This is a genomic window from Flavobacterium sp. RSSB_23 (genome assembly GCF_051547145.1).
GTDB lineage: Bacteria > Bacteroidota > Bacteroidia > Flavobacteriales > Flavobacteriaceae > Flavobacterium.
The window spans coordinates 41229-67331 of sequence record NZ_JBPTTO010000010.1; the positions used below are offsets into that span (position 1 = coordinate 41229).

A 26103-nucleotide genomic window follows, 5' to 3' on the forward strand; every position below is an offset into this window, starting at 1 on the left:
CTTCATTTTGAAGAGCTTGATGTGTGTTGCGTATGTATAAATGTTTTATTGGCTCCTTTTATTTTTAATAAAGACAATAGCATCATCAACATTCCTTTTGGCAAACTCATTAATGCTTTTAAAGTTTTGCGATTGTAAAAGGATTTTGGCACAGAAAAAACAAAAGACAGCACACAAGCAATTAGTAAAACCACCCAATAATTCGAATACGCTTTTGGGTTGTCTAACCAATAGTTCAGCAGAACAAAACTAACGCTGCACAGTATAACGGCTCCGAGTAGTAATATTCTAGGAGGCTGAATAAATTGAATGGCTTTGTCAAAATAATCGACATTGCCTTTGAGTAATAAATGTTTAGTGGCATTAAAAATATCTTTTCTAAAGTAATGCAATTGTGCAGATAACCATCGGCGACGTTGATTGCCAAACACTTCAGCTTTTTGAATTTTTTCATCAAAAACTATGGCATCATTGAGGTATACAATGGTATGTCCTTCTTTTAGCATTTTGAGTTCAATTTCTTTATCAAATCCACCAACGGCGGTAGCGCTTGCCATAAGGGTTTTAAAATAATGGTATTGAAAAGCCATTCCAGAACCAATTATTGCAGAAGATAGTCCCAAAACGCGATGCCCCTTTCTGAAAATATTGTTGTTGATTTCTTCGCTAATGGCGTCAAGAATAGCCCAAGAATTGTTGGTGTTTTTGGCAGTTCGATGGCCTTGCACAGCAGTGAATCCATATTCAAAAGCTGCATTAATTTGCTTCAAAAAGTCATTTGCCATCACATTATCAGCATCTAATACCACAGCAATATCATAATCCCTTTCGAGAGTTGCCATCGCTTTATTCAACGCTTTAGATTTTGTACTCTTATCAAAACTTACCTCGATAACAATTATGGGTAACGTTTTTAAGGCCGAAATGGTTTCTTCTTGAAAAGAATCTGCAATAATTACCACATCATAATGGGTAGACGGATACTCTTGTTGCAAAGCCGCATTGGCCACTTCAACAATTACTTCATCTTCTTTGTAACCCGGAATAAGCACTGCAATTTTCTTTATATTTCCGTTATCAGCGTATTGCTTTTGTTTATAAAATAAGCTTGCTATTGAAAACAGTAAAATATATAAAGTTGCCAAACCTAGAAGGAGTAGCAGAACAATTTGTATGATATTAAATAGAAGCATAATTTAAATTTTTAATTAAAAAATTGCTAGTGCTTTATTCATTTTCTTATTTGAACTTTCTCAGTACATCTCTCGCTTTTAAAGCATATTTTCTCAAGAAAGGAAGGTGCTTACCACTTTTAAGATTGTACATAAAAGACTCCGATTCGAATATCATTTCGAAGTTAGCGGTACATAAAACAGGCTTTTTGGACAACCTATTGATTTCTACAGCCTGATGGTATTCGCTTTCAACAAACAATACGTAAGGCTTTGCTAAATAAGCTTTTGCCTTATGGTCGCCGTGGCTGTTGGCCCGCTGTCTCGCTTCCATATTGGGCAAATCCAGCATGACCAATTCATTATATTTGATATTGTTGGCAGCTAACCAAGTTTCGGTTTCTTTGCGGTATTTCTCTAGTCGTGAGGTAACAATTGTACCAATCTTGCTTCCTGGAATAAACAAGGGTGGGGCATTCAAAATAAAATCTATGTATTTTTCTCCATCGTCATTTTGTTCTGGCAAAGGGTCTGCACACAAAACCCCATCAATGTCAAAGCAGGCTTTCTCTAGAGTGGTATGATTGAGAATATTCCACTGAAAATACCTTGGCAAAGGCACCACTTCAAAGAAATAATCGACCATTTTTTCTTTTCCAGGAATGACATAAACCGCACAATATTTTATATCAAATTCGGTTTCGAGATGTTTCAAACTTTCTTTAACCTCAACCATAGCAGCACCCGAGGCAATACTGTCATCGACCACAAGTATTTTTTTAAATTCAGAAATATCAAAAAACTGGCTTCTGGCACCTGCTTTATAAATATGCCCATTCAAAAAAGAATGAATATCTGTATAAGGCCTATTGAGATACAAAGCCAATAAATTTGCTGGTAGCATTCCACTTCTCGGAACACCAACAATCAAATCAAAATCACGAGGAATGATACTTAATCGCTGAAGTATGATATTATTTAAATCTTTTACATTTCTATAGTACATAGCTTTTTGGGTTTAATGATTGATTAGTTAAGCTTTACATAGTAATTTCAATTTTATACATTTTGTGCCGTACGCAACTCAAGTTCTTCTTTTTGTTGGTCGGCTTCAAAAATCTCTGGATTCGATATAATTGCCATAGTTGCATATATGAGCAAGGCTGTTGGCATTTGTCCCAAAACAGCATTGCCATAAGAAGCTGCCATAACACCCGCCATTCCAGAAATTAGTGCACTCATCTTCAGCTTCGTTATGGGGTCTCTAATGGTAAACATCACTTTGTAAGATGCTTTTCCTATTACATAAAACAAAACAAACAAATGAAATAGCAAGCCTACAATACCCAACTCTGCCCAAATCAAAACGTACCAACTATCAGTAGCCACGTGAGAAAGAAACGCATTGGGCAAAAACCGTTGCGCTTTGTCGCCTGCGTGCCCTATACCTCCTCCAAATGGTCTTGATGCTAAATAAGCTTTCAGTATTTTTTGATTGTTCAATCGTACTTGCAACGAGGGTTCATTGGGGTCAAATGCAGTTCGCATTCTTCGTATTTGGTCATTTCCATTGGCGATAGTGGTGTATTTGAAAAAGACAAAAACCATTGCCAGAAATAGTACGCCTAACGCCATTACTTTGATGTTTTTCCTTAAGAAGAAAAAGGTCATAAGTCCACCCAAAGGAACACCGATTGCGCCTCTAGTTCCAGAGATTACCATTCCGTAGAATCCTAATATTCCAACGATAATAAAAAAAGCTTTAGCAAAACCTTTTTTGGTCATCGAATAAATAATGGCCACAACTCCTGTATACCCTTGATTTCCTCCAAATTGACCCGCATCACTAAAAAAAGAAAAGACCCTTAATTTACCAAAAAGCACGTGAGTTTGGGCTGCACCACCATCTAGCCAAGCTTGTTCAGCGGCGTCTACCCCAAAGAACAACTGCTTCATTCCGTGCAGAGTGGCAATTATGGAGAAAATACCCCAGACATACATCAGCATATCTAACTTTTTATGGGTATTAATGAATAAGAATGTGAGAATAACAAAGAAAAAGAAGTAAAATCCAAGACCTCTTCCTGCAATCCAAGCTTCGACACTTCTTGCTTCTGGATTTACCAATTGAAAGATGCAATACAACAACCAAATACCTGCTAAATAAGTAATGTCTCTATTGGCAGGAGACCAATCTACCTTTTCTTTAAATTTGGAAAAAATTAAAGCTAAAAAAGTTAAAATCATCACGCCATCTATTGCAAAAGCTAAGGGTAAGCCTTTGATATAGCGTGTCATTCCCAATATCAAAAAGTTCAACACAATAGCTGTATAAAATCCAAGAATAGGATTTGTAAACAATTTATACAGATAGAAAACTACAACCAATAATGCTACCAAAAGGCCAATGCCAACTATTTTTAATTTGGCTATTAGTAACGCCATTAACACCAATGTCAAAAACAATAACAAAAGTCCCTTCGGGCTAGATAAACTAGCAGAACCAGATGCTTTATCAAAGGGATTTATATTATTACTGTTCGTGTTCACTTTATTTTTATTAGGTGTTTATGATTCCTTCAAATTTGTTCTCTTTGCTTTATGAATAAGGCTTTTATAAAAATCGATTCCGCTTGAGAAAATTTCTTTATAACTCAAAGACAGTTCTTTGTCTAAAAAATACATTCCCATCCAAATGCCAATTAAAGTAAAAAGTATAGAGGCCACAGCCACTAGCAACAACGATTGGAATATAAAAATGGCGATACAATCTCCTATTATATTCGCCAGAACCATCACGAATACTTTTATGGCATTAATTTTTGGTTTATTGATGCTATCCAAACCGATGCCTGTCATTCTATCAATAGGCAATAACAATCCATAAATGGAAAATACTCGAACAATATTGACAACATTAAATCCCGTTTGAGCATCCGTTTCTAAATATTGTCTTCCGCTTATTACTAACACAAAGAATTCAGCGAATACAAAAGTGACTACACTTAGTCCAGCAAAAAGATACGTTAAAGCTCCAGAGTAGGTGTAGAACAAATCTCTAACTTCTTCAACCTTTCCTTGAACGCTTGCCTTAGACATTTTAGGAAAAGCAGTAGCCACAAAACTTCGAAGTGGAATCTGCTGTAATTCTGTCAATTTTAATGGAATACTATACAAAGCAACAGCGGCACTCCCTAATGGACTCAAACTAATAATTATTGTATCGGCACTTCTCAGCAAGTTGGTACCAATTAATGTGAAGGTTGTATATTTTCCGAAATTTAATAATGTGCTATTGGTCTTTTTGTTGGCTTTGAAAATGTTTTTTGTACCGTCCCAACCCAAAACTATACTTATGAAGGAAGTCAAGGCGTTGATGATAAGCATTGCCATTACTAATTCATCTAATGTCAACAGCTCTAGGAAAAAATTAGTTAGAATCACTAAGAAGAATAGGCCGCTATTCACCGATTTTAACAGCAGTATTTTTCCGTATGCTCTGTCTGCTTGCAAGACAACCAACGCATTATTCCATGGAAGATTTAGAAAGGCTAATAATGGATACCATTTAAAAAATAGATGGTATCCAGAAGTACTAATTACGTCATTGAACAGTACATAGCAGAAAACCAAAATAAATGCTATTGCAAAAGTGGCCACTAAACCAATTAAGGCATTAGAACCAATTAGTTCCATTCTAGACGAAGCGTCTGCACCCGATAAAAAACGTATTAAACCATTATTGGTAATGCCAAAGCGAAACATTTCTACAAAAGACCCGCCGGTAATAAACAAAACCCATTGCCCAAAAACATCCAGAGACAAACTTCTCGCTAATAATGCAAAACCACCAATGCCTAAAACGGCAATGACAAGATTCCCTGCTAATGACAGAAAATTATCTTCTCGCACTATCTTTTTGAGCGTTTTCATCAGTTCATTTTAGATTTGGGCTTTAGAAAAAAATTGAAATTTGAACATCGCTTTTAATTTCTTTCTCAATACACTTCGTTTTTTAGGCAATTCCCCTAAAATGGATTCAATTTCATTGATTTGGACTCCATTAATTATAAAATTAATTTTTGAAGCAGCTGTTTCTACTATATTTTTCATTGCCAATTGGTCTGCATCTGACCACACTCGATTAGAGCGGCATACGAGGATATTCAAATCGGCTTGATTTAATAATTCCGTTGGATAGATATAATCAATCAGGGGAGGTAATTCAATAATTACAAAATCGGGAGCACCGTTTAGCGTAATGCCATTTTGATTTAAAATATCAGAATAGTTTTGAGCGTTATAAAAGCTATTGTTTACTGCATAAGTATAATACTCAGTCTCATTTAGATAACTAGAAACATCGGCTAAAAATGGATTATCATAATCGATTCTAGGGTCTGCATAGCCTAAAAATTTATTTAGTCCAGAAAACTTCGGGTGTTGTTTTACTGTTTTTTTTGCACCTTCATACGTAAGCATCACGACTTCTTTGCCTTCATTTTTCAATGTTTTGGCAATGTTTCCTGCCATTACCGTTTTTCCTTCTTGTTTTTGAGTGCTAAAAACAACGATGGTTTTTGTTTTATTATCTGAGGGATGTGTCACAAAATACTGCAACACATTTTGTGTAATGATTTCAATTAATCTTTTTTGAATGTAGGGTAAATTAATGCTTCCGGGGTCTACTACTAATTTAGGCATCATCCCCAAAGAATTCATTCCTAACTTTTTACTGGCTACTTTAGCATTCTTCAAAGTATCATCAAAATACTCCATCACAAAAATAATGGCCAAAGTAATTAGACCTCCTAAAATCGCCGCTGCAATGACTAATAGCGCTCGTTTGGTAGGGTTTGGTGATAAAGGATAATAAGGAGGGTCAATGGCTTTCAAATTGGAGGTTAGCTCACTGTCCTGAAGTTTGAGTTTGGCTAAATTTAATCCGTGTAGAATCTCTAAATACCCTTGCTCAGATACTGAAATCTCACGTTCAATTCTTTTAATCGTCGCGCCAGCTGGAGCATAATTGGCATATTTTTTCTGAAATTCTTTATTCTGTCCGTTTATAACATTGAGTTTTGCTTTAATATTATCTGCTTCGACTACATTATTTATCCAATCTGGAAGAATTTTAGAAACAGGCAAACCATCTATAGAATTTTGATAGGAGTACAACTCAGCAACATTTCTTTTTATATCATTAGATAAGGCTTCGGCTTTTTTATTTAGCTCTTCTATTTTTGCCAAATCGCTTTCATTATTCGTCGATTCGAATCTCGCCTTGATTAAAGCTATTTTGTAGTTAAGGTCTCCAATTTGTTTCTTTTTATCCAGAATTGCATTGGTCTTAAGTTGGATGGCTTCTTGAATTTTCAACTTTTCTTCCAATCGTTTAGTCGATGCTTGAATCCCCGCTAAATCAGCTATTTTTTTATTGTAATCCACATCCATATCTTCTTTAACTACCGCAACAGCCTTACTCTGTTCGTAGTAGTTGATGATATTAGAAGATTTATTAAACTCTAGAAGAATATCTTCAGCAGCGGCTAATTTTTGTCTAGCATTTTCTAACTGAGCTTCGAAGTATTTTACCACTGCATCAGATCTATTTTCTTTAATGTGCTTGTAATTAACAATACAAACTCGATTATAAATGGCAAGTGTTTGTTGGCAAATCCCCGGATCATTAACGGTATAACTCAACTTAATCAAATCACTATTTGAAATTCGCATAGCAGTTACAGTCGAAATTGCCTTGAGAGAATAATGGTCATCTTTACCGTAATTCAATAATTCATAGACATAATTAGTATTGCTACTCTTCATTAAAGCCATTAAATTTTGAACGGTCTTTTCGTAATCTGCTCTGTTTATTTCTGGCGGGAATAGCGCCTTATCAGGATCACTTGTTTCCATTGTAGAAGGCACTGCTTTATTTTCGTGCACTACATATTTATACAAAGAAGCTGGTACTTTGCTTCTTAATTGGTCATAAAACGTTTTGGATATGTATCTCGGATTGGCTTCTGGGAGCATCAAATGTTGTGCTAACAACCTAACGGCAACTTCTTCTTGGGTTTCACGTGAATTGATAATATTAATCAGGTTATCAAAGGCAGCGTTCGATGCTTGATAATTGAATGTTTTATCCATTTCAATAGAAGAGCCTGTCGCGATACCCGTGTATAAAACCGTTTGAGAAGAATATTCAAAAGATGGATTTCTAGTAAGCAATATAACCAATAAAGCCAATACAATTGGAACCAGCAGCAAGAGCAGTAGATGCTTTAAAATCAATCGTACAAAATCAATTATTTTCATCTTTCTAGTATAAATTTGTTAAATCGAATACAAGTCCTGACATGTCTTCGAGCAATTGTTTTGCAGTTATAAACTCAGCCTTTGCGGATTCATAATCGGCCTCAAGATTAGCAGTAATACTGGTTATTCGAACATATTCTGCAACGGGTACCACACCATTTCTAAACTCTTTTTCAACCATTTCCATATTTACTTTTCCGTTTCCAAAGTTTTTAGATCGTATTTGCAGTAAACGTTGCTTCAAAATAACGTCTTGGTACATCCTAATAACCGTTTGCCGTATCTCATCTTCTTGAAATTTGGTCATATTTTTGGCTTCTTCAATTTCTAGTCTCGCTAGTTTGAGTTGATTCTTTCTGTTTAACATATCAAACACCGGAAATTTTAGATACATCCCCACACTATAGTTGTATTGTGTGGACAATGTTGAAAAGGCGGTATTAGAAATCCCATCATCATTATTAGAAAAATTATTTAAGGTACCATACCTACCATCTACTTGTACACCAATATTTCTTGTCCAAAAAATACGCTCTGATGCTAGAGTAGATTCTTTTACACCAACGTGGTTCTTTCTAAACTTGACCATTGCATTTCTTTTCAATACAGAATCTATAACCACTTTTAGCGGCGGAAAGTGAAATTCGTTACCGGTTAGTAAAGTGTCTTTATTTTGAACAGTTTGAGCTTGTGTGTTATGTAAGCATAAAACAAAAACACTAATAATGGCTATTATATTAATTTGTTTTTTCATAAGTATACAAGAATCAAATCTTATTTATTACACAGAACCTTTTTGAAGTAATGCGGGAATCGTTCTTAAAATGAGTTTCATATCGTACCAAAAAGAATAGTTATCTCCCTTAAAATGATCCGCATATTCATTATCGAGTCGCATTCGTTCTTCTTCGGACATTTTTCCGCCTTTACCTCTTAATTCAACTTGCCATAAACCTGTAATTCCTGGTGGTGCCAAAAACCGTTTGGATAATTCATCACCAGTTAGCATTTCTGCTTCATAAACGGGTAGCGGCCTGTTGCCTACAATAGACATATCGCCTTTTAACACATTAATAAGCTGTGGTAGTTCATCTATACTGGTATTTCTTATAAACTTACCCACTTTTGTAACCCTTGGATCGTCTACAATTTTTACAAAAGTTGAATTATTTTTGGCGGCTTCCTTTTTTTGTACATTGAACCAATAATCACAAATTGCATAGGAGTCTAAATACATAATAGGAGAACAAGTTTCTCCATCGGGTAGTTCACTACATTTTGGGCAAGGAATATCTAATGGGTTATCTGACGCCTTTGTTGTTTCTTTTTTGTATTGATTTTTTTCAGCAGCTAATTTTTTGAGCAGTTCGTCAGATCCTGTTCGCATTGATCTTAATTTATAAAAATCAAAGGTCTTTCTGCCCACTCGCTTTGAAATGTAATATACTTTCCCTTTGGATTCTAGTCGAATGGCTGCGATAACAAGTAGTAAAAATGGCGAAGCTACAATTAGAACCGATGAAGCTACAAAAATGTCGAATATGCGTTTGGACAGCGGCATTTTATACATTTCCTCACTGAAATCGAATACTATTTCTTTTTTGCGTTTTGGTTTTCTATGTTGGGATAAGAATTCAATTCTGTTAAGAATAGCAGTTGCTGCTGTATTTGAAATCACATAAAAATCATCTATTTGCTTTCTAAATGCTGTTTTATAGAGCTCTGGATTAAAATCTTTAACAAGCAATACAAAGGGAATAGTGTCGTATTCACTTTGTGCTCTAATCCAATCATATAGAAAAAAACCATTGTTACCGGGCAAATTATAATCACAAATAATAGCATCTATTTTTTTTGTAGACTGTAGGTATTTTGTAGCCTTGACACTATTTTCTAAAACAGTTATAGTCCAATTTTCAAATTCTTTTTGATTAAAATAATCTGCAGTGCTACCGATATATAAAATTGTTAGATTTGAGTTCATAAGGACTTAATTTAAATTGCAAACATTGCTAAAGTTCTCACCATTCTATGGCAAAATGAATGGGGTAGATATTTTTCTTGACCAATTCTTCCAATTCTTCTGGATTGAAGGGTTTGGTCAGGTAATCCTGAGCCCCCAGTCTATAACACTTTATTCGCTCTTTACTTTCTGACTTACCCGATAACATAATAAATGGCGTATGTTTGGTAAATCCACGTTGTCTGACCTTGGTCAAAAACTCATAACCATCCATATTTATCATTTGGATATCACTTATTATTAAATCTGGCAGACTCTCATCAAGCCATTGAAGGGCTTCCACAGCGTCGTGTATTGTTATAACTTCATAATCCTGAGAAAGAAAATTTTGCAATAACAAGCAAATGCTTATTTCATCATCTACTACTAATATCTTTTTCTTCATAATTTTAGGTATTCGTTATATTAAAATCATTTTTCATTTGATCTACCACTTCTTGTGCAATCAACTTTAGAGATGCAATTTTCATATCTACTTCTGGTGCAGTGATTTCATTGGACAATAAATCTTCGGTAAGAAGAAATTCCTCAGCTAATTGATCTGTTCCAAAATAAGCTAACGTTGGTTTTATCTTATGTGATAGTCTAACGATTTTTATAAAATCCTTTTCTGTGTAGGCTGCTTCTATCTCGTTTATAGCATCTATAATTTGTTCTACAAATACTTCAGCCATCTTTGCAATCTGTTCTTGATTGCCTCGACACATTTTTTCAACCAATTGAAGATTGTATAATTTCATAACAGCAACATTTTAATAGCACTTAAAACTCAACTAAATAATTGATTCAAAAAACTTTATCGTTTCAATTAAACCTTCATCCAACTGAATTTTTGGAGACCAGTCTAACTCTTTTTTGGCAATCGTTATATCTGGCTGACGCATCATAGGATCATCAGAAGGCAAGGGTTGGTAAATCAGTTTTGATTTTGAACCCGTTAGTTGTATCACTTTTTCTGCCAATTCAAGAATGGTAAATTCATTTGGATTTCCCACATTTACGGGCCCCGTAAAGTGGTCTGGTGTAGCCATCAATTTTATCATTCCTTCTACTAAATCATCTACATACTGAAAACTTCTGGTTTGCTGCCCTTTTCCGTAAATAGTGATGTCTTGGTTTTGTAAGGCCTGAACAATAAAATTGGAAACAACCCTTCCGTCATTAGGATCCATTCTTGGACCATAGGTATTGAATATTCTTATGATTTTAATTTTGACATTATTCTGTTTGTGGTAATCAATGAATAATGTTTCAGCACAGCGTTTGCCTTCATCATAACAAGAGCGCTCCCCGATTGGGTTTACGTGACCCCAATACGATTCTGGCTGCGGGTGTACCAACGGATCTCCATACACTTCACTTGTCGATGCTTGTAATATTTTAGCATTTACTCGTTTGGCAAGTCCTAGCATATTAATGGCTCCCATTACAGAGGTCTTGATTGTTTTTATAGGATTATGTTGGTAATGTATTGGCGAAGCTGGACAAGCGAGATTGTAAATCTCATCCGTTTCGATAAAGAATGGAGTAGTCACATCGTGACGAATCAATTCAAAATAGGGGTTGTTTAACAAATGAACCACATTCTTTTTTTGCCCCGTAAAAAAATTATCCAAACAATACACTTCATTGCCCTCGTTTAATAAACGCTCACATAAATGTGAGCCTACAAAACCGGCACCACCAGTTACTAAGATTTTTTTCATTGCCATAACCTGTATTTTTAGAACCGAATTACTATTTACGAGAGATTACCTATTTAGAAGTATTCACTCCAATACAGAAATAATCAAAACCGTTGTGTTTCATTTCGTCTTTATCGTAAATGTTACGTCCATCAAAAATTGCAGGTCGATTCAGTAATTTTTGAACAATCTTCAAATTTGGAAACTTGAATTCCGGCCATTCGGTTAGAATTGCCAAGCAGTCAGCATCAATAAGGGTTTCATATTGATCTTCGTAATACGAAATGGTGTCGCCAAAATGATGTTTCGCTTCATTGATAGCGATTGGATCGTAGGCTTTTACAATTGCCCCTGCTTTCAGTAGATTTTTTACAATGTATAACGAAGGCGCTTCGCGCATATCATCGGTTTGAGGTTTAAAAGAAAGCCCCCATAGTGCAATGGTTTTCCCTTTGACATCTCCATTAAAATACTTCATTATTTTATGAAAAAGCACTAGTTTTTGGTCATTATTAACGGCTTCTACGGCTTTTAATACACGCAATTCATAATCGTATTCGCCAGCAGTTTTGATTAATGCTTGTACATCTTTTGGGAAACAAGACCCACCATAACCTATTCCTGGATATATAAATTTATTTCCAATTCGAGAGTCAGAACCAATTCCCTTGCGGACTTTATTAATGTCAGCTCCAACAATTTCGCACAGATTAGCGATGTCGTTGATAAAACTAATTTTTGCGGCAAGCATAGAATTCGCAGCATATTTGGTCATTTCAGCAGAAACGATGTCCATAAAAATGATTGGATGACCATTCAGCGTAAAAGGCTTGTACAAACTCTTCATTAACTCTTGAGCTCTTTCGCTTTCAAGCCCCACTACAATTCTATCGGGTTTTAAGAAATCATCAATGGCTGCTCCCTCTTTTAAAAATTCAGGATTGGATGCAACATCAAAATTTATGGAAACCTTTCTCTTATCTAACTCTTCTTGCAGCGCTATTTTTACCTTCTGAGAAGTTCCAACAGGCACAGTACTTTTGGTTACCACTAATAAATAATCATTAATATATTTTCCGCAATCTCTCGCAACTGCCAATACATATTTTAAGTCGGCGCTACCGTCTTCATCGGGTGGCGTACCCACAGAAATAAATAAAACTTCGGAATCAATTAAGGCTTCTTGTATGTTTGTGGTGAAAAGTAATCGCCCTTTTTTCATGTTTCGGGTAATCATATCCTCAAGTCCAGGCTCATAAATAGGGATAATTCCCTCGTTCAGCTTGTCTATTTTATTACGGTCTATATCTACACACGTAACATTAATACCAACTTCGGAAAAACAGGCTCCTGTTACAAGACCAACATAGCCACTTCCTACAATAGTGATTTTCATAATATATAGGTTTTATTAGATTATTTAAAATTTTTTAAGCTTCGTTTAAGTCAAAACTAATTTAGAATTGACTTTTTGAGCAAAAAATAAAAATTTGGCAAAATCAAGGCAAACGGCAATAATATTATTCTTAACTCAAATATAATAAAATAAATAGTACAATGCTAATTTTACAACCTGAAAATCAAAGGAATACACTACAAAAATTTGTCTTTTATAAAAAAATTTATAAAATCACCTAAAACTTGACCCTAATAAACGACTGTTAATTTTCTTTTCGCTGTAGGATTAGAAATTTTTGTAATTGTAAATTCTGAAAAAACAAAGATTACTCAGAAGCTTTTCTTCATAAAAAAGGAATATCAAAACAGCAACCGATTTAATCAACCATAATCCCAATTAGGAGCGAAAGAATAGGCATTTTCAGCCAGCAACGTTCCCGCTCTCCGCTATATCTTTTGTTCCGCTATCGCTACACAAAAGGATGCCGCTGCGATCGGGGCTAGAGATTGACAGGGTTTTCTTTTGGGATACAACCAAAAAAAAACGACAACAAAACCAAGATTTGTTGTCGCTTTTTGAATAAAATTACAAATTACTTTATGACCGCATTTATTTTATCCCAAAGTGCCGTATCAAAACCAGAAAGTGCAAAATTAGGATTCGTAGGATCCGAAGCGTCACCCATTCGAATCACCACCATATTCTTACTCGGAATCACATAAATACGTTGGTCCTCTGCTCCCATCGCTGCATACATATCGGCAGGTGCATTAGGTACCAAAGCCCCTTGATAAACCGTTTGCCCACCCGGAACCATATACTTCGATTTTCCATTCAACCACCACAAATAACCATAAGAAGGATTAATGGTTTGAGAAGTACTGATACTTTCTTTAAAAAAAGCTTCATTAATGATTTGCTCATTATTCCATTTGCCGTTTTTAAGTGCCAAAAGTCCAAATCGAGCCATACTTCTAGTAGAACTATTGTAAATCGTAAAAATAGGGCCATAGTTCCAGAAACCATCCATTCCTATTTTGTTTTTCAACTTGCTATTGAAATACACTTCAAAATCTTGTTTACTTGCCGCAGCCACTACATCCATCAACTTCTGAAACACATTATGATACGACCATCTTGTGCCTGCATCGGCCAAATAGGTCAAATTTGATTTTATAACAAGTTCTTTTTCGTCATTCAAACCAGAACTCATCGTTAGTAAATGTCGCGAGGTAATCAGATTTTCTTTATCCAATGTTTCACTTGTCCATCCAGTACCTAAATACTGAGACGCTTTATTGTTGATGTTAAGCAAGCCTTCTTGTTGTGCTATTCCCGTAGTTGTAGCTACTAATGTCTTTCCGGCGCTATTCCATTGCCAAGTTGCCGCAGCTGTGTGTCCGTTGAAGTATTCTTCCATTACGATTCGTCCATTGACTAGAATCATAAAGGATTTGGTATGTTTATCAGCCAAGTAATTTTTTAAGGGCTGAACCGCGCTTTGGTTCCATCCCAAACTGGCTATGGATTTCGTTTCCCAAGTGCTTCCTGTAGTGGGCGGATAATAAAAAGCTTCCGTAGTTGGATTTTGAGGAATATCATCGCTTTTTTCACATCCTATGAACAACATTGCGAGTACAAGTAGTGGTAAGTATTTCATAATAGGTTATTTTGGGTTATTTGGTTTGTTTTGTATTTAGACTTCTCAAATCTAAAAAGGTTTATCCCAGATTCCAAAACTTTGAATCCTATTTTTAATAGGCTTGTTGAGCGAATTTGTCCAACCTGCTATGTGGGTAAACTAATTGAAAGAATTTGTTGCGGCCATAAGCGGTAGGTTAGCGCTAACACGGAAACAAATACAAGTTTTAGATTTTTCTATTTTTTCTAATTTCTCTTAAAATGTAGCACTACAGTTTAGAAATTTCTACTCTTGTATTGGTTTTCCTTCCTTTTTCGGTGTCATTGGAAACCAATGGCTTCGAATCTCCCCTTCCAACTACTGAAAGTAGTGAGGGTTTCACTCCCAATGAAGACAATTCTTCTTTTATAGCTACAGCTCTTTTCTCTGTAAGCGACAATGTATAATCAGGTTTACCAACTGGTGCATTGTTAATTTCTATCTTTAACTTCCAATCTGGATGCGACTGAAACACCCCAACGATACTTAACAATTCATCTTTTGACTGAGTAAGCAACACGGAATCATCTAATTCAAATTCTAAATTCACAATAGATACACTGCCTTTTTCTAAATCTCGCAATAACAAATTCTCTTTATTGGTATTGGTGGCAATTAATTGGTTGTTCTTTTCAACAACAAGAAGTGTGTAAAATTTAGAAACGATGGTTCCTGGAACTAACTGAAGCCAAACTTCCTTTTCTGGGGTTTTGATAACATATTCTACCACACCATAAAAAGCATACGGAGCAACTTGATGTTCAGAAGCGAGCGTCACAAGGTCTTTATCCGTAAGTTTCTTTAGTGCATCTTCTGGAAGCTTTCCTTCATATACTTTTTTACCTCCTAGTGCAGCAACTAGTTTATCAAATTCCTGAACCAACTGAAATTCAGAAGGAACTTTTTCAACCTCATCTTTAAGATTAAGATTCTGGAAGGACACTTTCCCATCTACCGTAAAAATCGTTTTTCCGTCAAAGAAATAAGTTCTGTTTTGTTCAATTGTAATGGAGTCTGTAGGCGAAAAACTAGGAAGCGTTTTAAAATAAGGAAAAGTCCCCAAGTCGGCATTGGAGATGGAAACCCCAGAATTACTCGCTACTTTTGGTGCACTAACTACTTTTTTTTGTTGCGCATTGGTTGCTAAGGTCGTTAGTAAAATTACAATTGATAAAAATCTTGTTCTCATTCATTTTAAGGTTAGGTGATTATTGGTTTTAACTGTTGCTACTAGTATCTTTTTATACTTGAAACTCCTTTTTCGATTACAAGTTTGACACTTAGCAAGAGTTACTGGTTTGCTTTTTATATAGACTTTTCTAATCTAAAATGGTTTAAACCTGATTCTTATGCTTTGTTCCAAAAAACAAATGCAGTTTTTAGCAAACCGCAAGAGCAAATTTGTTTCGCTAGTTATTATGACATCTTTATTTATAGGCATAAATTCGATAATAGTTATCTGTTAATTCATCATTAAATTCACCAAGCATTTGAATTTGTTCCTTTATCCTCAATATATCCTGTAATACTTCAGCATCGTAAGGAAAACTTATCCATTCAATTTCTTTGTAAACTGTCCAGCCGGGAACGATTGGATTAGTTAACATTCCTTCCATTGAGTTTGAATAAAAATCTAAATCGTATTGTTCATCTCCAGTTATGGTCAATAATCTAATTTCATCATCATATATAAGCTTAACTGTACACTTTTTAATAACTTCGAAATTTTCAACAATTTTTTGAATCAACTTTACCCACTTGGAATTATTCATAAAACTTCCAGTGTACTTTTCAAGTATTATTTTTTCAATTTTTTCAGACATTATATTTTTACTTCATTTTATTGATTTTGTCGAAAATTTAGACTTCATTGTTAGTGAAAGCCGACATGAAAACTCAACCATCAGTTGTAGTATTTTACTCCCAAAACATTTTTCTGTTATGAGGAGCCAGATACAAAACAGTTTCTCCATTTAAATCAATTTCACTTTTGATGTCAAATTGATAAGTATCATCAGATAAAGAATATCTCTGAGTTCCGCAATCACTCCAAAAATAAGGCCCAGCTGTTTTTCCTTTAATTTTTCCGCTAACATTTTCATAAGGGAATCCACTATCAAATGCAAATTCTTTAAAATTGATGTATTCTGTATGCCCCTCCTTTCTTAACTTTCCAATTAATGTATTTCCAATCATAAGTGAATCAATATTTTCTCCTGTTTTGTTAAAAAACTTAGCTTGGAAATTTTTATGATTTAGATAAACAACAAAACAAAATATGCTTACTAGAATAATAGGAATTAAAACTTTTTTATTTATAGTTGTCATTTTTCAGAGTGTTACCTTAAGATTACTACAAAATTTATGTGCTATTCAGATTTGATACTAAACTTAACCTTTTTATAGGATTTGCCAGGCTAGAATTTTATGCTTTGTTAATTGAATGACTTTGTTGAGGTGCGTATTAAAAAGTCTATTCTGTTAGCACCCGCAATAGTAACTTAAAACTATTTTACCTTTCAATTCTTTAATTTCAAGATAACAACCTGCATCGCCATCTTCTTTGGGTTGATAATTTGTTTTTGTTTTATTCCACTCACTGAAATCGTTTTTAAAAAACCATTCAACGAATTTAACCACCTCGCTTTTGGAATAATTCGGAAAAATGATTTCTACTTCTGAGCCTGCCTCAGAACAGGAATTACTTTTCATTTTTATTCCCGTTCTAAATTCATATTCGCTTGCACAAATATCTTTTGAGTCAGTATATCTTTTTAAGATTTTCTCCGTTTTTTTGCCAATGTATTTTGTGAAATACTTTTCTTCGAAATCAGAAAAGTATTTGGCTTTCTCGATAAAAGCCTTTGTAGGAACTGGTAATTTATTTGTTTGTCCTAATAAGGATAAACTACTAAATAAAAGAAGTAAGGATATGAATGTTAGTTTTTTCACGGATTAATGCTACTGTTTTTTTGTCTTATTAAGTGAGTTTATTACAAAATTAAATTGGCATATATGGCTTTTAATTAAAATTATTTAGGTCAATGTATATGGTTTACACTTTTCAAATACTTCTTCAAGTGCATTCAATACTTCATTTAAAGCTAGTGTTTCATTGCGAAATACCACCGTATTATCAAATGAATTATATCCTCTATGGGTATTGCTAAGCATTCTTCCTCCAAACATAGGATTCATCACTAAGTCAACGTAAACAACTTGTTGGTTTATATTAAAGTATTCCTCAATCCTTTCATCATAATGTTCAAAATGATTACGAAATTTACGATCAAACAGAATATTTCCTTGTTCTATTTCGAGGATTTTCTGCAATCTTTCTCCACGAGATTTATATTTCTTATTAGGCGGCAAAAGTATCTTAGAAACGTTAGCAGCAGCAACAAGAATAGATTGAATTGAACACCATACTTCAACGTTGTCTAAATTGTTATGAGTCGCTTTTAAACGTTCATTAGCTTTTCTTGCAATTTTTACTTGGAGTACAATTTCTCCTAAAAATACCATATCCTGGAGTCCGTTCATATTTCTTCTATTTATTAGATGTTTTTAAAAAAAATCACCAGTAGAATATGACATTTTAGTCGTTTTGAAACTAATATAAGTCATTATTTGAATTTGCAGAATTATCACACATTACAACAGTCACATTATATTAAATCAATTGTCTTGATAGGCTGCAAAGTACTTCTATTTGATAATTTCTTCATCAATTATATAACAGTTACCCTTTGTTCTAGTAAAGGCAACATATAGCTTATTTTTAGTTCGAGGCTTAAGCTCATTAAATTTTTTCTTTGCAAATATTTTAGCCGTTGTCTTGTTTAATATTATACAAGTATCATTATAATCATCTTCTCCTTTACAGTCCCCCCAGTTTTTTGATAAATACGGTCTTATGTTGCTTTTATCATAAACTAATTTGATAATTCTATCATCATTAATTATTTTTTGAGCTGTTTCTTTATCTTCAATTGTAATTATATCGGTCGAATCACTTCTATGTGATTGAATGCCGATTCCTAAATTCTCTCTTACAAATTCACAAATAGAAGGACTACATCTGTAGCTATCACTTAGAGTAGTTGTATCGATTAAAATATTGTTAGCTTCAATTTTTTTGCAAAATTCTTTCAGGTCCGAATACAAAGTCCCATTAACCTTTCCATCATAGCTAGTAACATATGTATTTTGATAAAAGTCTCCAACAAACAAAAAACTAATATTGGCTTGCGCTATCTGAGTTATAAAATTGAAGTCGTGCCCTCCTAAGTCCTGAAATTCATCAAAATAAAAATGATCGTAAAATTTTTCTAGCCTAACTTTTATATCCCCAATAATGTTTTCATATTCTACAAATTTTCCGAGTCTGTTGTAATAGAGATATCTTCCTTTTGTCAAATATTTTTTTAAATTATTATATGCAAAATAAGTTGTAAACTCAGGCGTTGCATCCCAATAAATTCCATTCAAGTTGTATTTGAAAAGCGTAAATGGTTTAATGCAAAAGCCATAAATAAATTCAAAATATGTTAGTGTTCTAATATTTTTTGGGTAATAACCGAACTTTTTTAAAATCCTTGATTTTATAAGATTAAGACTTGTATTAGTATAAGTAACAATAAGAAATCGCTCATCGGAATTTAAATGTTCAATAAGATATCTAGTCTTCCCAGAACCCGCAACAGCTAGTATTAATCTTTTGTCAACCATATTATTGCTTCTTTTATGTAATTGGGAATTACTAATTCATCTCCTTTTAAATCGAGTAATTCATAAGCACAATCTGTTTTTTCATCAAGCATATATTTCTGAACAGACCTTGTTCTTAATCTAGGAGAAAACAATTCATCGCAAATCTTATTGTTTAATTGATATAAAGATATCTCAAAGGTATTAATCTCATTATTGGGTTCGAAAAATACTTGAACATATTCACTTACATATTCCTTGTAGTTTTCGATGCAATTATTTTCATAGTTGCCATCATTGTCCCTTATCACTGCGGTTTTAATACTTAATAAATTAGCTACCTCCATATAACGTTTGAAACTTGTTCCACCTACGGAAATAATATGAATCCCTATCAAGTTTGGTTTCTTACCAGTGATTATTTCAAAGAATTTTTCGGTTAAGATATATTCAGCATCACCTTCTACTAGTATTATTTTTTTAGAAAGAATAAATTCCAAAATATTATTATCAGGTGATTTAATGAAGAATTTGGCCGTTGCATCAGTAAGGCGACTTAAATTAATTGAAGCAACACTATTGCTATTAAGTAAAATTGAATTTCTTAAATCAAGCCTTGAACTTATCATATTACTGTGGGTTGCTATGAACAGCTGTTTGTTTTTAGATTCGTTTAGCCTTTCAATCAAATTGTGCATATGAATATGACTTAAATGATTCTCAGGCTCTTCAAGTAGAATGAAATCAAGTTCAGCATCATTTTTTTGTAAGGCAAATTCAGTTTTAATAAAACACTGCCTTCCTTTACCTCGATTTTGAATATCAATGTTTTCCTCAGTAATTGTTAAGTCTGATTCTAGATTTGATTTTGTGTTGTTTTTTATAGAAAATTCATATTTACCTTTTCCTGCCTTGCTGTTTAGCTCCTTTAATACATTTTCCCTAAAATCTAATTTATAGTTTCTGTATTCAAAAAGATGCTTGTTTTTTTCAGAACTTGAAACTGAACTATTGTAAAGTGTCTTAACATAAGAGTTAGTAGCATATTCATTGTTTATTGCTGTATTGTCTAATAGGATATGTTTGAACTCTTTTCGAAATCCTAAATATGGATGTCCACCAAACTTCATAAATGAAATAGAATAATATTCAAAAGGAAAATTTGAATTATTTTCGTTTAGAATTTCTACAATGTCTTTGCTTGATTCTTCCATTGGAGAGCAAACCAAACTAATTCCAAAATAGTCAGTTTTCAGAGAATTGTTCTGACCATAAAACTGGTCATCATCCATTTCGTCAAAATAAATTTCAATAATCAAACAGGGTAAAGTTTCGTATGTGTTTGATTTAAAAAATTCTTGAATTACATTATTATTAAATAGAGTGTCCAAGCCCAATGTCTCAACTTTACTTCTGCTACCTGATAGAAGTAAATCAATTGCTAGGAGAATTGAGCTTTTCCCTGACTCGTTGTCACCAACGATAACATTTGTCTTTGCTTTAAAATCTATTTCGATAAATTGAAATTTCTTAAAATTAAAGGCTCGAAGTTTAGTAATATTCATTTGTCAAAATTGCATTTTTAATATACTATGAATTTAGTCTTTCTATCTATCAAAACCATATCAATCACCAAAATTTATAGCTATGAGTCTAGTAAAAATATAGATTTTATCCTCTCCCAAATATATTCCTTTTTCTTCAAAAAATATAAAATTTTTCTGTAAGAATGCAATCTGCAAAATCTCAAATTCAAATTCAAAATTCAAATTCAAATTCAAAATTCAAATTCAAAATTCTAAATTCAAATTCAAAATTCAAATTCAAAATCCCAAATCCTAAATCTCAAATTCTAAATCCTAAATCCCGTCTTCTAACTTCGCATAAGGGATAGGAATGGCATCCTTTGCTGGCGGTTCTTTTAGCCAGCAAAGATATAATGTATAGCCCGACCCCGAGGAGCAGGGTCAATTTCAGTAAGTTAAGAGATTTTAGATTGTAGAGTAACGATTCCTGATTTTAGATTTTGGAGCGAGTGAATAAAAAATTAAATGATTTTAAGCATCCTATACATCCGAAATCAAAAATCGTTGATCAAAAATCAGCAATCATAGAGATTTTAGATTGAAGAGTAACGATTCTTGACCCGAGCGCTAGCGAACTGGCGAAGCATTTTAGATTTTGCCTTTTGTAGAATTACCAGCCTTGGGTGAGGCCGTTTTTTACGACTTCTTCGTAGCGTTCTTTGTCAAAACGGTACAAGTTGGGCGCCTTGTGTGCGACGTTGCTCTTCTTTTCGTCGAGTTTGATGAGGATGCCTATGGCCGTGATTTTTCGGAGGAAATTGCGGCGGTCGAGCTGGCGTCCTAGTATGGTTTCGTAGAGTTTTTGCAACTCGGGTATGGTGAATTTTTCGGGCAGCAGGTTGTAGCCTACGGGCATCAAATTGAGCTCGGTGCGGAGTGTGGCCAAGGCGGTGTCTAGGATTTCGCGGTGGTCCAAAATGAGTTCGGGTACGGCGCTGTGGTCAATCCATTCTACCACTTCTTTGTTGCCCTCGGATTGGGGCACGGTTTGCGAGAAATCGACCAAGGCATAATAGCCCACGGTGACAAATCGGTTCAAATACCATTGTGCGGCCTCGGGGGTAAGGCCATAAAATTGCACGACTTTTTGACTAAAATCGGACTGGTTACGTTTCACTTTTCCGAAGGTGGCAAACTGGCGCAGGAAGATGCCTTTGACTCCCGTTCGTCCGTATAAAATAGAGACTGCAGCTTGGTCCAAATCTTCGTCGACGGGAACAAAACCGCCAGGCAACGCCCATTGGTCGCTGTATTTGGTCTTGTTCAAGAGCACTTTGAGTTGGTTGTTATGAAAACCAAAAATGACACAATCTATGGATAGTCCAGGTTGGAATTGGTCTTTATTCTCGAGTATTTTCATTAACATCTGCATCTTCTTTAAATTAATACGCCGCTATTGTGAGCGCAATTTAGTTTTTTTTGAGAAACAAAGCCGTAAATTTTTGTTCAAGCCAAGTATTCGCTTTTAAAATTTCCGCCACAAATTACACGAATGAACGCTAATTCATAACTGTTGGGTGAAAGTGAAACAAAATAAAAAAATAACCACATAGAATCATAGATAAAATTTTGTAGAAGAAAATGATAGAAATAGCACTATTTCTCACATAGGAATGACTATGTGAATAGTAAAACGTCTATTTCTTTCTTTCAAAAACTATAAATTCTATGAAACTCCTATGTGGTGAAAAATTAAAACAACTAATTGACAGTGCTTTAACCTAATAAATTCTCATATAGATTTTTGAAATAACTTCCTAATTCTTAAAATTTTACGTACATAAAATCCAATTTCACCAAAAAAGCGGCTTTTTTTTGAGTGAAGTGTTTTTTTTATCAAAAATAAATGTACATTGCGTCAAAATAACACATTAGTATTTCACTATAAACCAAACCTTTACCGTTATGAAAAAAAGATATGTTTTGGGTTGCTTCTTTTTTGCCGTTCTCACCGCGAGTGCGCAAACAAACGATTATCGTGAGAAAGCCAAGAAAATAGTGGCACAAATGACGCTTGAAGAAAAGGCCTCGTTGTGCTCGGGTGCAACCGCTTGGTCTACGCAGGCGATTCCAAGATTGGGCGTTCCGTCGATTTTTATGACCGATGGCCCACACGGTTTGCGTAAAGCAGAAGGTTTTGATTTTACGAATAGTGTTCCTGCGACTTGTTTTCCAACAGCTTCAGGTTTGGCTTCGTCTTGGAATAAGGAATTAGTGAAACGAGTGGGCGAAGCTTTGGCATTAGAATCACAAGCGAATGATGTACAAATTTTGTTGGGACCTGGTATCAATATGAAACGTTCTCCGCTTGGTGGACGTAACTTCGAATATTTCTCTGAAGACCCTGTATTGTCTGGAAAAATTGCAGTTGCCTTTATCAATGGTGTACAAAGCAAAGGCGTGGGAACTTCGTTAAAACATTTTGCCGCCAACAACCAAGAATTTGAACGTATGTCGAATAGTTCTGTAGTGGACGAACGAACGCTAAGTGAAATTTATTTTCCTGCTTTTGAAATGGCAGTAAAAGAAGCCCAACCTTGGACTGTAATGTGCTCGTACAACAAACTAAATGGGGTGTATGCCTCAGAAAACGAATACTTACTGACCGAAGTTTTGAAGAAAAAATGGGGCTTTCAAGGTTTTGTAGTGTCGGATTGGGGCGCTGTCAACGACCGACCTATGGGCGTAGCCGCAGGTTTGAATTTAGAAATGCCTGCCAGTGGAGGTTTTAACAACAAAAAAATTGTCGATGCTGTTAAAAAAGGCACTTTATCCGAATCGAAATTGGATGAAATTGTCACCGAAACCCTAGCCATCACGCTAAAAGCCAAAGACAATCACCAACAAGGCATCGTAGTCGACAAAGCGCAACATCATACTTTGGCTAGAGAAGCCAGTGCAGAATCGATTGTGCTTTTAAAAAATAGCAATGGCATTTTGCCCCTGAAAGCATCTGCCAAAAAAGTAGCAATTATTGGTGCTTTCGCCAAAAAACCACGTTATCAAGGCGCTGGAAGTTCGCAAGTAAAACCTACTCAAATAGAAAATGCTTTTGATGAATTGCAAAAATTAGCCAAAGGCACTGCTTTCAGTTATGCCGAAGGCTATACCTCAACGGGAGACACTAACGCTACTTTGCTTAACGAAGCCGTAAAAAATGCCAAAGGCGCAGAAACCGTACTATTGTTTGCAGGTCTTCCAGACGTGTACGAATCCGAAGGCTATGACAGAGCCAATATGGATTTGCCCGCAGGTCACAATCAATTGATTGAGGCGGTTGCGAAAGTAAATAAAAACGTGGTCGTTATTCTGTTGAATGGGTCGGCGGTAAGCACTCCGTGGAAAAAAGAAGTCGCTGCCATTGTAGAAGCCTATTTGGGTGGACAAGCTGGAGGTGGCGCCATAGCCGATGTACTTACAGGTAAAGTAAACCCTTCTGGGAAATTATCTGAAACCTTCCCGATGCGTTTAGAAGATACACCAACAGCTATCGATTTTCCCTCAAAAGATGGAGTTGCGAATTACGGTGAAGGTGTTTTTATTGGTTACCGTTACTACGACAAAAAGAAAATCGAACCTAATTTCCCTTTCGGATTTGGGTTGAGTTATACCACTTTTAGCTATTCGGATATCAAAGCCAATACGACTTCTGCCAAAGATACAGATGCGATTACTATCTCTGTAAAAGTAAAAAACACGGGGAAAGTAGCTGGAAAAGAGGTCGTGCAATTGTATGTTCACGAACAAGAAACAGCACTCAGTCGTCCTGAAAACGAATTGAAGCATTTCGAAAAAATAGCTTTGGCACCTGGAGAAGAAAAAACGGTACAGTTTCAATTGTCCTCACGCGACTTTGCCTACTACAGCACCACCGCTCACGACTGGATTGTGAAATCGGGTAAGTTTGATATTCGTGTGGGAAGCTCTTCTAGAGATTTGCCTTTGCAACAAACATTGGAAATTCAGTCTACCAAAATTGTAACGCCTGTTTTTACCCGTAACTCCTTGTTGAAAGAGTTCAAACAAACCAAAAACAGTGCAGTAATCTATGAGGCTTTAACGCGAAGCTTTACGGGTAGCACTAAAAAAGCGGAAACAGAAGAAGAGAAAAAAGCCGAAGCCTTTATGATTGCAATGCTTGCCGATATGCCTATCAATAAATTTTTGTTGCTCTCTGGCGGAAAATTTACCGAGGAACAGTTACAAGCCTTGTTGCAAGCGGCTAATGCTAAATAAATAGTGAGTTTTTCTATAAATTTTGGTTGTTATAAATGTTGTTTCAATTGAGGCTGTTTTGAGCAACAGCCTCATTTTTTAAAATCTTTGCAGATGCAAAACCCAACCCTACCTACAAAAAAACATTACGCCATTTTAGATGGTTTACGAGGAGTGGCTGCTATTATGGTGGTCGCTTTTCATATTATGGAAGCGCACGCCACGAGTCGGTTTGACCAAGTCATCAATCACGGGTATTTGGCGGTTGATTTTTTCTTTTTGCTTTCTGGCTTTGTCATTAGTTATGCTTATGATGACCGCTGGAGCAAAATGTCCCTAGGTGATTTTTTCAAAATCAGACTCATTCGATTGCAACCGATGGTTGTTATGGGAATGATTGTTGGCGCCTTGTGTTTCTATTTTCAGGATTCGGTTTTGTGGCCCAACATTCACCAAGTGCCACTTTGGAAAATGCTGCTCATTATGGTCATTGGTTTTACTTTGATTCCTGTACCCACTTCAATGGATATTCGAGGATGGCAAGAAATGCATCCGCTAGATGGTCCAGGTTGGTCACTGTTCTTTGAATATATTGGCAATATTCTATACGCCTTGTTCGTGAGAAAATTTTCGAATACCGCTTTGGCTGTGCTCGTTTTTCTTTCTGGTTGCTTTTTGATTCATCTAACCTTAACCAGTCCAAATGGAGATGTAATCGGTGGTTGGTCGTTGGTTCCTGAGCAACTTCACATTGGCTTTGCCCGACTCCTTTTTCCGTTTTTTGGTGGGTTGTTATTGCACCGAATCGTTACACTTACAACTATCAAAAACGCTTTTATGTGGTCGAGTTTGTTGCTTGTAGTTGTTTTGGCAATGCCAAGAATTGGTGATAGCACGACTGTTTGGCAAAACGGATTATACGATTCGTTGAGTATTATTATTATTTTTCCACTCATCGTCTACATTGGCGCCAGCGGAACCATAGAAGGAAAAAATGCTTCACGGGTTTGCCAATTTTTAGGCGACATCTCCTATCCTATTTACATTACGCATTATCCTTTAATTTATATGTACACGGCTTGGGTTGCCAATGGTAAAATTCCGTTTCAAGAAGCATTACCGATGAGTATTTTGACCGTGGTAAGCGCCATTGTTTTGGCCTATGCCTGTTTGAAATGGTATGACGAACCCGTTAGGAATTGGCTTAAAAAGAAAGCTCTTAAGTAATTAGTGATTAGTAATTAGTGATTGGTGATTGGTGATTAGCTGTTAGTGATTGGTAAATAGAAAACATTATCAAATCGAAAA

Annotated in this window: 22 protein-coding genes; 2 read left to right on the plus strand and 20 right to left on the minus strand. The window is 35.1% G+C overall.

Features of this window, described 5'->3' with window-relative positions; translation table 11 throughout:
- Positions 1–2: 2 nt before the first annotated feature.
- The 20 genes from ACSVH9_RS13720 to ACSVH9_RS13815 form a co-directional block, all read right to left on the minus strand.
- A complete protein-coding gene (locus tag ACSVH9_RS13720; RefSeq protein WP_438064202.1) occupies positions 3–1193 on the minus strand; it encodes a glycosyltransferase in 1191 nt (396 codons plus the stop codon).
- Positions 1194–1239: 46 nt separating this feature from the next.
- Positions 1240–2178 carry a phosphoribosyltransferase family protein gene (locus tag ACSVH9_RS13725; RefSeq protein ID WP_438064203.1) on the minus strand — a complete coding sequence of 313 codons (939 nt, stop codon included), beginning with the start codon at positions 2176–2178 and terminating at the stop codon, positions 1240–1242.
- Positions 2179–2231: 53 nt separating this feature from the next.
- The gene (locus ACSVH9_RS13730; RefSeq protein ID WP_438064204.1) at positions 2232–3617 is read right to left on the minus strand and encodes an O-antigen ligase family protein; all 1386 of its coding nucleotides are present in this window, start codon (positions 3615–3617) and stop codon (positions 2232–2234) included.
- 123 nt (positions 3618–3740) lie between these two features.
- A complete protein-coding gene (locus ACSVH9_RS13735; RefSeq protein WP_438064205.1) occupies positions 3741–5105 on the minus strand; it encodes a lipopolysaccharide biosynthesis protein in 1365 nt (454 codons plus the stop codon).
- Between the two features lie 9 nt (positions 5106–5114).
- Entirely contained in the window at positions 5115–7496 is a 2382-nt protein-coding gene (locus ACSVH9_RS13740) for a GumC family protein (RefSeq protein WP_438064206.1), read from the minus strand.
- A 4-nt stretch (positions 7497–7500) separates the two neighbouring features.
- Positions 7501–8250: a TolC family protein gene (locus ACSVH9_RS13745; RefSeq protein WP_438064207.1), complete on the minus strand. Its 750-nt coding sequence runs from the start codon at positions 8248–8250 to the stop codon at positions 7501–7503.
- Positions 8251–8277: 27 nt separating this feature from the next.
- Positions 8278–9480 carry a sugar transferase gene (locus ACSVH9_RS13750; protein WP_438064208.1) on the minus strand — a complete coding sequence of 401 codons (1203 nt, stop codon included), beginning with the start codon at positions 9478–9480 and terminating at the stop codon, positions 8278–8280.
- 37 nt (positions 9481–9517) lie between these two features.
- Positions 9518–9904 carry a response regulator gene (locus ACSVH9_RS13755; RefSeq protein WP_438064209.1) on the minus strand — a complete coding sequence of 129 codons (387 nt, stop codon included), beginning with the start codon at positions 9902–9904 and terminating at the stop codon, positions 9518–9520.
- Between the two features lie 4 nt (positions 9905–9908).
- Positions 9909–10259 (minus strand): Hpt domain-containing protein, encoded by a 351-nt coding sequence (locus ACSVH9_RS13760; protein WP_438064210.1) that lies wholly within the window; start codon positions 10257–10259, stop codon positions 9909–9911.
- A gap of 33 nt (positions 10260–10292) precedes the next feature.
- A complete protein-coding gene (locus tag ACSVH9_RS13765) occupies positions 10293–11225 on the minus strand; it encodes a UDP-glucuronic acid decarboxylase family protein (RefSeq protein ID WP_438064211.1) in 933 nt (310 codons plus the stop codon).
- A gap of 49 nt (positions 11226–11274) precedes the next feature.
- The gene (locus ACSVH9_RS13770) at positions 11275–12600 is read right to left on the minus strand and encodes a UDP-glucose dehydrogenase family protein (RefSeq protein WP_438064212.1); all 1326 of its coding nucleotides are present in this window, start codon (positions 12598–12600) and stop codon (positions 11275–11277) included.
- A 595-nt stretch (positions 12601–13195) separates the two neighbouring features.
- On the minus strand, positions 13196–14263 hold the full coding sequence (locus tag ACSVH9_RS13775) for a serine hydrolase domain-containing protein (RefSeq protein WP_438064213.1): 1068 nt from the start codon (positions 14261–14263) through the stop codon (positions 13196–13198).
- A 250-nt stretch (positions 14264–14513) separates the two neighbouring features.
- Entirely contained in the window at positions 14514–15473 is a 960-nt protein-coding gene (locus tag ACSVH9_RS13780) for an OmpA family protein (RefSeq protein ID WP_438064214.1), read from the minus strand.
- A 238-nt stretch (positions 15474–15711) separates the two neighbouring features.
- Positions 15712–16107, minus strand: a complete 396-nt coding sequence (locus ACSVH9_RS13785; protein WP_438064215.1) for a hypothetical protein — start codon at positions 16105–16107, stop codon at positions 15712–15714.
- A 94-nt stretch (positions 16108–16201) separates the two neighbouring features.
- Positions 16202–16612 (minus strand): hypothetical protein, encoded by a 411-nt coding sequence (locus tag ACSVH9_RS13790; RefSeq protein WP_438064216.1) that lies wholly within the window; start codon positions 16610–16612, stop codon positions 16202–16204.
- Positions 16613–16765: 153 nt separating this feature from the next.
- Positions 16766–17236, minus strand: a complete 471-nt coding sequence (locus ACSVH9_RS13795) for a hypothetical protein (protein ID WP_438064217.1) — start codon at positions 17234–17236, stop codon at positions 16766–16768.
- Positions 17237–17320: 84 nt separating this feature from the next.
- Positions 17321–17827, minus strand: a complete 507-nt coding sequence (locus ACSVH9_RS13800; RefSeq protein ID WP_438064218.1) for a hypothetical protein — start codon at positions 17825–17827, stop codon at positions 17321–17323.
- 165 nt (positions 17828–17992) lie between these two features.
- Positions 17993–19015 carry a DNA helicase UvrD gene (locus ACSVH9_RS13805; RefSeq protein WP_438064219.1) on the minus strand — a complete coding sequence of 341 codons (1023 nt, stop codon included), beginning with the start codon at positions 19013–19015 and terminating at the stop codon, positions 17993–17995.
- Positions 18997–20559, minus strand: a complete 1563-nt coding sequence (locus tag ACSVH9_RS13810; protein WP_438064220.1) for an ATP-dependent nuclease — start codon at positions 20557–20559, stop codon at positions 18997–18999. Before ACSVH9_RS13810 ends, ACSVH9_RS13805 begins: the two co-directional genes overlap by 19 nt.
- Before the next feature lie 631 nt (positions 20560–21190).
- Positions 21191–21946, minus strand: a complete 756-nt coding sequence (locus ACSVH9_RS13815) for an NUDIX hydrolase (protein ID WP_438064221.1) — start codon at positions 21944–21946, stop codon at positions 21191–21193.
- Positions 21947–22485: 539 nt separating this feature from the next.
- Here ACSVH9_RS13815 and ACSVH9_RS13820 point away from each other — a divergent pair.
- Both ACSVH9_RS13820 and ACSVH9_RS13825 read left to right on the plus strand, forming a co-directional pair.
- Positions 22486–24816, plus strand: a complete 2331-nt coding sequence (locus tag ACSVH9_RS13820) for a glycoside hydrolase family 3 C-terminal domain-containing protein (RefSeq protein ID WP_438064222.1) — start codon at positions 22486–22488, stop codon at positions 24814–24816.
- 93 nt (positions 24817–24909) lie between these two features.
- Positions 24910–26022 carry an acyltransferase family protein gene (locus ACSVH9_RS13825; protein ID WP_438064223.1) on the plus strand — a complete coding sequence of 371 codons (1113 nt, stop codon included), beginning with the start codon at positions 24910–24912 and terminating at the stop codon, positions 26020–26022.
- The last annotated feature ends 81 nt before the right edge of the window (positions 26023–26103 follow it).